Source organism: Streptomyces sp. SID14478, from assembly GCF_010548525.1.
In the GTDB taxonomy this organism is placed as follows: domain Bacteria; phylum Actinomycetota; class Actinomycetes; order Streptomycetales; family Streptomycetaceae; genus Streptomyces.
This window is the reverse complement of record NZ_JAAGMG010000524.1, coordinates 1-6,924: the sequence shown is the minus strand read 5'-3', so window position 1 is coordinate 6,924 and position 6,924 is coordinate 1. Positions and strand designations below refer to the sequence as shown.

Genomic DNA, 6,924 nt, shown 5'->3' with positions numbered 1-6,924 from the left:
AGCAGCGGCTCCGCCTGCACCTCGGGGACCATGCCCCAGCCCAGGCCCGCCGCGATCGCCTCGACGAAGCCCTCCGAGGTGGGGACGGCGTGGCGCACCGGGCCCGCCGGGATCCCGGCCCAGTCGCGCAGGAAGCCGTCCTGCAGGTCGTCGCCGCGGTCGAAGGTCATCACGGGTGCGGCGGCGAGCGCGGCGGGCAGGGGCCCGGCGAGGTGGCGTTCGGCGAAGTCCGCACTCGCCACCGCGAGATAGCGCATGCGGCCCAGGGCCCGCACCGCGCACCCCGCCACGGCGTCGGGCGACGAGGTCACCGCGGCCATCACCCGGCCCTCCCGCAGCAGCGTCGCCGTACGGGACTGGTCCTCGCGGCGCAGCTCGAAGCAGATCCGCGGGTCCTGGGGCACGCGGGCGAGCGCCGTCAGCAGCCAGGTCGCCAGGGAGTCCGCGTTCACCGCGATCGAGACGCGGGTCGGCCCCTCGTCGTCCCCGTTCATGCCCAGCTCGGCGTACGCGTCCCGTTCCAGGCGGGCCAGTTGACGGGCGAACCGGACGACGACCTGCCCCGACTCGGTCGCCCGCACCGGCTTCGTACGGACGAGGAGCACCCGGCCGGTGCGCTGCTCCAGGGCCTTCACGCGCTGGCTGACCGCGGACGGCGTCACGTGCAGCGCCGCGGCGGCCGCGTCGAACGTGCCCTCGTCGACCACGGCGAGCAGCGTACGGACCTGGTCGAGGGGGAGCTCCGGAATCATCACGAGCGCTAAGGGTACGTAAAAATCTTTAGCTGTACCTGTAGTGATCATCTCCGTAGCGTCGAGGACATGACCGCTTCACTCTCCGCCGCGGCCGCCGGGTTCGGCACCGGCCTCTCGCTCATCGTCGCCATCGGTGCCCAGAACGCCTTCGTCCTGCGCCAGGGCATCCGCCGTGACGCCGTCCTCGCGGTGGTCGGCATCTGCGCCCTGTCCGACGCCCTGCTCATCGCCCTGGGCGTCGGTGGTGTCGGGGCCGTGGTCGTCGCGTGGCCGCAGGCGGTGACCGCGGTCGGCTTGATCGGCGGTGCGTTCCTGCTCTGCTACGGGGCCCTCGCCGCCCGCCGGATGCTGAAGCCGGCGGGGACGCTGCGCGCCGAGGGCGAGGCGGGCGGGACGCGGCGGCGGGCGGTGCTGACCTGTCTGGCGATGACCTGGCTCAACCCGCACGTCTACCTCGACACCGTCCTCCTGCTCGGCTCCGTCGCCGCGGGACGAGGTGCGCTGCGCTGGGACTTCGGCGTCGGCGCGGCCCTCGCCAGCCTGGTCTGGTTCGCCGCCCTCGGGTTCGGGGCCCGGCTGCTCGGCCGCTTCTTCGCCAAGGCCTCCGCCTGGCGGGTCCTGGACGGACTGGTCGCCGCCACCATGATCGCGATGGGGGGCATGCTCGTCGCCGGTGCGTGAGAGTCCGGGTGACGGCGGTTCGGGCAGTGCTGCGATAGTGAACCCTGCATTCGATAGGTGTAGCGAGCAACCAGGAAGACCGTGGACACGAGCGAGAGCAGCACAGGGGCCGAATCCGCACCGCCGTCGTCGACGGCCGGCGAGCCGCGGCGCGGCTGGCGGCGGGTCGCCATGGACACCCGCCCGCTGCGCATCCCCGCCTACCGCCGCCTGTGGTCCTCGACCATCGTCACCGCCGTGGGCAGCCAGCTCACCGCGGTCGCCGTGCCCAAGCAGATCTTCGACATCACCGGTTCCTCGGCGTGGGTCGGCGCCGCGAGCATGGCCGGGCTGCTGCCCTTGATCGTGTTCGCGCTGTGGGGCGGCGCCGTCGCCGACAGCATGGACCGCCGCAAGCTGCTCCTGATCACCAACTGCGGCATCGCCGTCACCTCGGTCCTGTTCTGGCTGCAGGCCCTCACCGGGCTCGACTCGGTGGCCGTCCTCATGGTCCTGCTCGCGATGCAGCAGGCGTTCTGGGGTCTCAACGCCCCGGCGCGCACCGCCTCCATCGCCCGCCTCGTGCCCGAGGGCGAACTCGCCGCGGCGAACGCGCTCGGCTCGACCGTCATGCAGACCGGCCAGGTCGTCGGCCCGCTGCTCGCCGGGGTCCTCATCCCCGTCATCGGTCTGCCCGAGCTGTATCTGATCGACGCCCTGGCGCTGTGCTTCACGGTGTGGGCGGTGTACCGGCTGCCGTCGCTGCCGCCGCTGGACACGGGGACGAAGCGGAAGGCGGGGGTGCGGGAGATCGTCGCCGGGTTCCGCTACATCTCCGCTCACAAGGTGCTGCTGCTGTCGTTCCTCGCGGACATCATCGCCATGGTCTTCGGCATGCCCCGCGCCCTGTTCCCACAGCTCGCCGCCGAGACCTACGCCCCGTACGGCGAGGGGCTCGCGCTCGGGCTGCTGTTCGCGGCGATCCCGATCGGGGCGGTGCTGGGCGGGCTGTTCTCGGGGACGTTCTCGCGGGCCCGCAGGCACGGCTGGATGGTGATCGGTGCGGTCGTCGCCTGGGGCGCCGCGATCACCGGCTTCGGGCTGAGCCGGAGCCTGTGGTTCGCGGTGGTGTTCCTGGCGGTCGCGGGCGTCGCCGACATGGTCTCGATGGTCTTCCGCGGCGCGATCCTGCTCTCCGCGGCCACCGACGAGATGCGCGGCCGGATGCAGGGCGTCTTCACGGTCGTCGTCGCGGGCGGGCCCCGGCTCGCCGACGTCCTGCACGGCTCGGCCGGCTCGGTCTTCGGCGCCCGTACGGCCGTGGTCGGCGGCGGCCTCCTCGTCGTCGCCGCCATGACGGGGCTGGCCCTCGCGGTCCCGGCGCTGCGCAAGTACCGCATCTGAGAGGCGGGCCCGGGTCAGCCCGTCGCGAGCAACAAGGTGCCGACCAGGGCGAGTCCGGCCCCCGCCGCCTGGACGCCGCGCAGCCGCTCGCTCAGGACGCCGCGCGCCGCCAGCGCCGTGATGACCGGGTACAGGTACGCGAGCACCGCGGCCACCGTCACCGGGCCGCGCTGCACCGCCAGCGAGTACGTGCCGTTCGCGGCCACGTCGGCCAGGCCCACGAAGGCGAGGGCGGGCAGCGAGGCCCGGACCAGGCGCAGGCCGCCCTCCTGCGGGAGCACCCGGGCGCCGCGCCTCGCCGAGGCGTACAGCGCGGCGCCGCCCGCCACCACGTTCGTCAGCCGCTGTACGAACAGGGCGAGGAACAGCCCCGTCAGTGTGGTCGACGCCTGCGCGATCAGGGCCATCACCGCACCGAAGCCGAAGGCGGCGACCAGCGTGAGCAGTACCGCCTGCCGCTGCACCGGTGCGCCGCCCCGCAGTTGGGGGCCGCCCGCGAGGAGCACTCCCACGACGGCGACGAGAATGCCCGCGGCCTGCAACAGCCCCGGCCGCTCACCGAGGGAGAGGCCGACGCCCACGGGGACGGCGACGCCGATGGAGCTGAGGGGCGAGACGACGCCCATCGGGCCGAGGGCGAGCGCCTTGTAGAAGGCGAGCATGGCGAGGGGGCCGATCAGCCCCGCGGCGACGGCGAACCACAGCAGTGGACCGGCCTCGCTCCACCCGCCCGTGGCGACGACGACCGCGCCGAGCACCACCACGGCGATGGACTGCGAGACGACCACGACCGTGAGGGCGGGGGTGCGTCGGGTCAGCAGCCCCCCGCCGAAGTCGGCCAGGCCGATGAGCAGGCTGGTGGCCAGGGCGAAGAGTGCTGTCATGCCGAGCCTCGCAGTACAGTTTGCTGAACGTTGTGGTGCACCACAACGTAGTTCGCTGAACTGAACGCTGTCATCCAAAATATTGGACTTCCCGCCCGCTCCCTTGTGCCTCACTCCTGGACGGAATGTGTCGGACCTCGACCTGCTGACCCAGTCGCTCGCCCGCAACGTCAAACACTGGCGCTCCGAGCGCGGCTTCACCCTGGACGCGCTCGCCGGCCGGGCCGGTGTCAGCCGCGGCATGCTCATCCAGATCGAGCAGGCCCGCACCAACCCGAGCATCGGCACGGTCGTCAAGATCGGGGACGCGCTCGGCGTCAGTATCACCACGCTGCTCGACTACGAGCAGGGTCCCAAGGTGCGGATCGTGCCCGCGGAGCAGGCGGTGCGCCTGTGGTCCACGGAGGCGGGCAGCTACCACCGGCTGCTCGCCGGTACCGAGGCGCCGGGCCCGCTGGAGATGTGGGACTGGTTCCTGCTGCCCGGCGAGGGCAGCCCGTCCGACCCGCATCCGCAGGGCACCGTCGAACTGCTCCACGTCACCGAGGGGGAGCTGACGCTGGTCGTGGACGGCGCCGTGCACCGGGTGCCCGAGGGGGCGAGCGTCACGTTCGAGGCCGACGTGTCCCATGAGTACCGCAACGACGGTGACGTACCTGCCCGGTTGGTCATGGCGGTGTCGGTGCCGTTCGAACGCTGAGACGGCCGCATCCCGTGCGCGGAGCGGCTGTTAGCGTGCCGTCATGCGCGCACCCCTCGGCGATTTCGACTACGTCCGCCCCGCCCCCGAAGCCCTCGACCTGCTGACCCGGCCCGTCGCCGACGCCGTACGGAACTGGCAGGGCACGGTGCCCGCGCAGGAGCTGATCCACGTCGACACCGACCCCGAGTGGGCCGACACCGCCACGTTCGTCGAGCACTACGGGCCCGAACTGCTCGCGCGGTCCGCGAACTGCGTGGTCGTCGCGGGCAAGCGCGGCGGCGAGTCCACCCTCGCGGCCTGTGTCGTGCTCTCCCCGACCCGGGTCGACGTGAACGGCGTCGTGCGACGTCAACTGGGTGCCCGCAAGGCCTCGTTCGCCGCGATGGACACCGCCGTCGGCGAGAGCGGCATGGAGTACGGCGGCATCACCCCGATCGGTCTGCCCGCCCACTGGCCGGTCCTCGTGGACGCGGCCGTCGCCGACCTCCCGTACGTCCTCGTCGGCAGCGGCACCCGCCGCGGCAAGCTGATCGTCCCCGGCAAGGCCCTGGCGGAACTGCCGGGCGCCGTGGTGCTCGAAGGACTCGGCGTCTAGGACGCGCCGCGTCACTCCAGCCATGCCCCGTCGCGCATGATGACCCTGCCCCGAAACTCCGGTACTCCGCGCCAGGCGCGCACCGTCGTCGGCTCGACGCGGAGGTAGGAGAAGGCGGACTCCTCCGCCCGCGGATCCCAGCCGTACTTGTCCGCGAACGCGGCGGCGGCTTCCTCGGGAACCTCGCTCTCGGCGAAGGCCCGGGCCTCTCCCTGAAGCAGCACCACGTCGAACGTGTCCGGCAGCGCCAGGCGTACGCGCGGCTCCGCCCGCACGTTGCGCACCGTAGCGGAGGCCGCGCCGGTACTCATCCACAACGCCCGCCCGTCCCACAGGAACCACAGCGGAACCTGGTGCGGGCCGTGCTCCGGGTGGGCCGTCGACAGCCACACGTCGCGCTCCGCGTCGAGCCGGTCCAGGGTGTCGCGCCTGCGCTGCGCCGTGGTGCGGCGCGTGATCTCCGTAGCGTGCATGGACGCCGACCCTAGCCAGCGCGTGCGCGACCCGCATCGGGCGCGCGGCCTAGGTCAGAGGCCGGAGGGCCGGGCGCGCGTCACGGGGCCGTCGGAGCGGCGGAGCGGGGCGAGCCGGTCCATGGGGCCGGCCCCTGCCCTGCGGAACGGACGCGGCAGTCGAACCGCCGGTCCGCGGCTACGCGGACTCCAACAGTTCTCGGAGCCGGTTCAGGTCCCCGGCGACCGTGTCGGCGTCGCGCGCGAAGTCGGCGTCGCTCATCTGCGGCTGCCGGCGAATCGTGAACACGACCTCGCTCCCCGTGCCGTCACTGATCACGCGGACCGGGTTGTAGACGGTTTCCCCGGACGGCAGGGTGACGTCGTGGTCGAGCACCCCCAGGTCGTTGTGCGGGGCGAACGCCACCACGACCCTTCCCATGGGCGAGGACTCGGCCACCCACTGACCATCGGTCTCCGTGATGGAGCCGCCCAGACCATGGGCCCACACGGGCAGGTTCTCCGGATTCGACGCGTAGGCGTAGACCTCGTCGCGGGGGCGGTCGATGTGGACGCTGAGGTGGCGTGATTCCCTGCCGGCGCTGTTCATGCCCGTGAGGTTAGTGGGCCGGTGCTCGCGTTTTCTTGAACGAATCGGACGTGGTCGATCCGGCACCCAGGGAGCATTGGTTAGCTTAGGCTAACCTAAGCGGGCGGGGCTGCGGGCGATGGGACTGTCACTGCTCGGCCGCCGGGCACGCCGTCGTACGCCCGTGTCGCCGCCCCGTCACCCGCGCGCACGGTCACCCGCTCGCTCGGTCACGGGAAATGAGGAGTCATGCACGTCCAGTTCGCGGCGCCCGCCGCCCTGCCGGACCACCGGCCGGCCCGTACGGCCGGTCCTTCGGTGACCCGGCTCCTGGAGCGGCTGGCCGCGGCGGACGTCGCCGGACGTGCCCGCGTCGCCGAGGACTTCTGGCAGGAGGTGGCCGGGCGGAGTGCTCCGCTCGTCGAGGAGATCGCCGACGCCCCGGACCACCGGACGGTCACCTTCCTGTGGCGCGGCCACCGCACCACTCGGCAGGTCCTGCTCCTGGCCAACCGGCTCGTCGACCCGGACCACCTCGCCGGCTCCCTCATGGAACGGGCCCCCGGCACCGACATCTGGCACCTCGGCCTGACGCTGCGCGCGGACCACCGCGGCACCTACCGGATCGCCGCCGACGTCTCCGCGAAGGAGCCGCCCGCCGACCCCGACGTGCTGCAGGCGCGACTGCGTTCGCTCGCCGTGCACGCCGCCGGTGACCCGTTCAACCCCCGTTCTCTACCCGCCCGTTGGGGTGCCGCCGAGACGTCCGTCTTCGCCCTGCCGCACGCCCCCGCCGAAGCGTGGACCGAGCGGCGCGACACGGCGCCCGCCGGACGCGTCGCACGGCACCGGGTGGACGCCGCCGCGCTCGGCGGGCACCGC

At 72.8% G+C, this 6,924-nt stretch carries 9 protein-coding genes; 5 read left to right on the top strand and 4 right to left on the bottom strand.

Features of this window, described 5'->3' with window-relative positions:
- Positions 1 to 752 (bottom strand): LysR family transcriptional regulator ArgP (locus tag G3I40_RS17255; RefSeq protein WP_164303043.1); only part of this gene is annotated, 752 nt, incomplete at its 3' end.
- A gap of 69 nt (positions 753 to 821) precedes the next feature.
- Here G3I40_RS17255 and G3I40_RS17250 point away from each other — a divergent pair.
- Positions 822 to 1,436, top strand: coding sequence for a LysE family transporter (locus G3I40_RS17250; RefSeq protein WP_164303042.1), 615 nt, complete (start codon positions 822 to 824; stop codon positions 1,434 to 1,436).
- 81 nt (positions 1,437 to 1,517) lie between these two features.
- A complete protein-coding gene (locus tag G3I40_RS17245; protein ID WP_164303041.1) occupies positions 1,518 to 2,819 on the top strand; it encodes an MFS transporter in 1,302 nt (433 codons plus the stop codon).
- Positions 2,820 to 2,833: 14 nt separating this feature from the next.
- Here G3I40_RS17245 and G3I40_RS17240 read toward each other — a convergent pair whose 3' ends face one another.
- Positions 2,834 to 3,703, bottom strand: coding sequence for a DMT family transporter (locus G3I40_RS17240; RefSeq protein WP_164303040.1), 870 nt, complete (start codon positions 3,701 to 3,703; stop codon positions 2,834 to 2,836).
- 127 nt (positions 3,704 to 3,830) lie between these two features.
- Between G3I40_RS17240 and G3I40_RS17235 the strand changes: the two genes are divergently transcribed.
- Both G3I40_RS17235 and G3I40_RS17230 read left to right on the top strand, forming a co-directional pair.
- Positions 3,831 to 4,403, top strand: a complete 573-nt coding sequence (locus tag G3I40_RS17235) for an XRE family transcriptional regulator (protein WP_164303039.1) — start codon at positions 3,831 to 3,833, stop codon at positions 4,401 to 4,403.
- A 43-nt stretch (positions 4,404 to 4,446) separates the two neighbouring features.
- Positions 4,447 to 5,001, top strand: coding sequence for a YbaK/EbsC family protein (locus tag G3I40_RS17230; RefSeq protein ID WP_164303038.1), 555 nt, complete (start codon positions 4,447 to 4,449; stop codon positions 4,999 to 5,001).
- A gap of 11 nt (positions 5,002 to 5,012) precedes the next feature.
- On the opposite strand, the gene G3I40_RS17225 is transcribed toward G3I40_RS17230, so the two are convergent.
- Both G3I40_RS17225 and G3I40_RS17220 read right to left on the bottom strand, forming a co-directional pair.
- Positions 5,013 to 5,474 carry a pyridoxamine 5'-phosphate oxidase family protein gene (locus G3I40_RS17225; protein ID WP_164303037.1) on the bottom strand — a complete coding sequence of 154 codons (462 nt, stop codon included), beginning with the start codon at positions 5,472 to 5,474 and terminating at the stop codon, positions 5,013 to 5,015.
- A 178-nt stretch (positions 5,475 to 5,652) separates the two neighbouring features.
- A complete protein-coding gene (locus G3I40_RS17220) occupies positions 5,653 to 6,063 on the bottom strand; it encodes an SRPBCC family protein (RefSeq protein ID WP_164303036.1) in 411 nt (136 codons plus the stop codon).
- Positions 6,064 to 6,291: 228 nt separating this feature from the next.
- Between G3I40_RS17220 and G3I40_RS17215 the strand changes: the two genes are divergently transcribed.
- Positions 6,292 to 6,924 (top strand): enterochelin esterase domain-containing protein (locus G3I40_RS17215; protein WP_164303035.1); only part of this gene is annotated, 633 nt, incomplete at its 3' end.

What these genes read in the sequence shown, in the direction of transcription:
- G3I40_RS17220 (WP_164303036.1), bottom strand. Translation starts at nt 6,063, where the DNA reads ATGAACAGCGCCGGCAGGGAATCACGCCACCTCAGCGTCCACATCGAC.
- G3I40_RS17240 (WP_164303040.1), bottom strand. Translation starts at nt 3,703, where the DNA reads ATGACAGCACTCTTCGCCCTGGCCACCAGCCTGCTCATCGGCCTGGCC.
- G3I40_RS17225 (WP_164303037.1), bottom strand. Translation starts at nt 5,474, where the DNA reads ATGCACGCTACGGAGATCACGCGCCGCACCACGGCGCAGCGCAGGCGC.
- G3I40_RS17230 (WP_164303038.1), top strand. Translation starts at nt 4,447, where the DNA reads ATGCGCGCACCCCTCGGCGATTTCGACTACGTCCGCCCCGCCCCCGAA.
- G3I40_RS17250 (WP_164303042.1), top strand. Translation starts at nt 822, where the DNA reads ATGACCGCTTCACTCTCCGCCGCGGCCGCCGGGTTCGGCACCGGCCTC.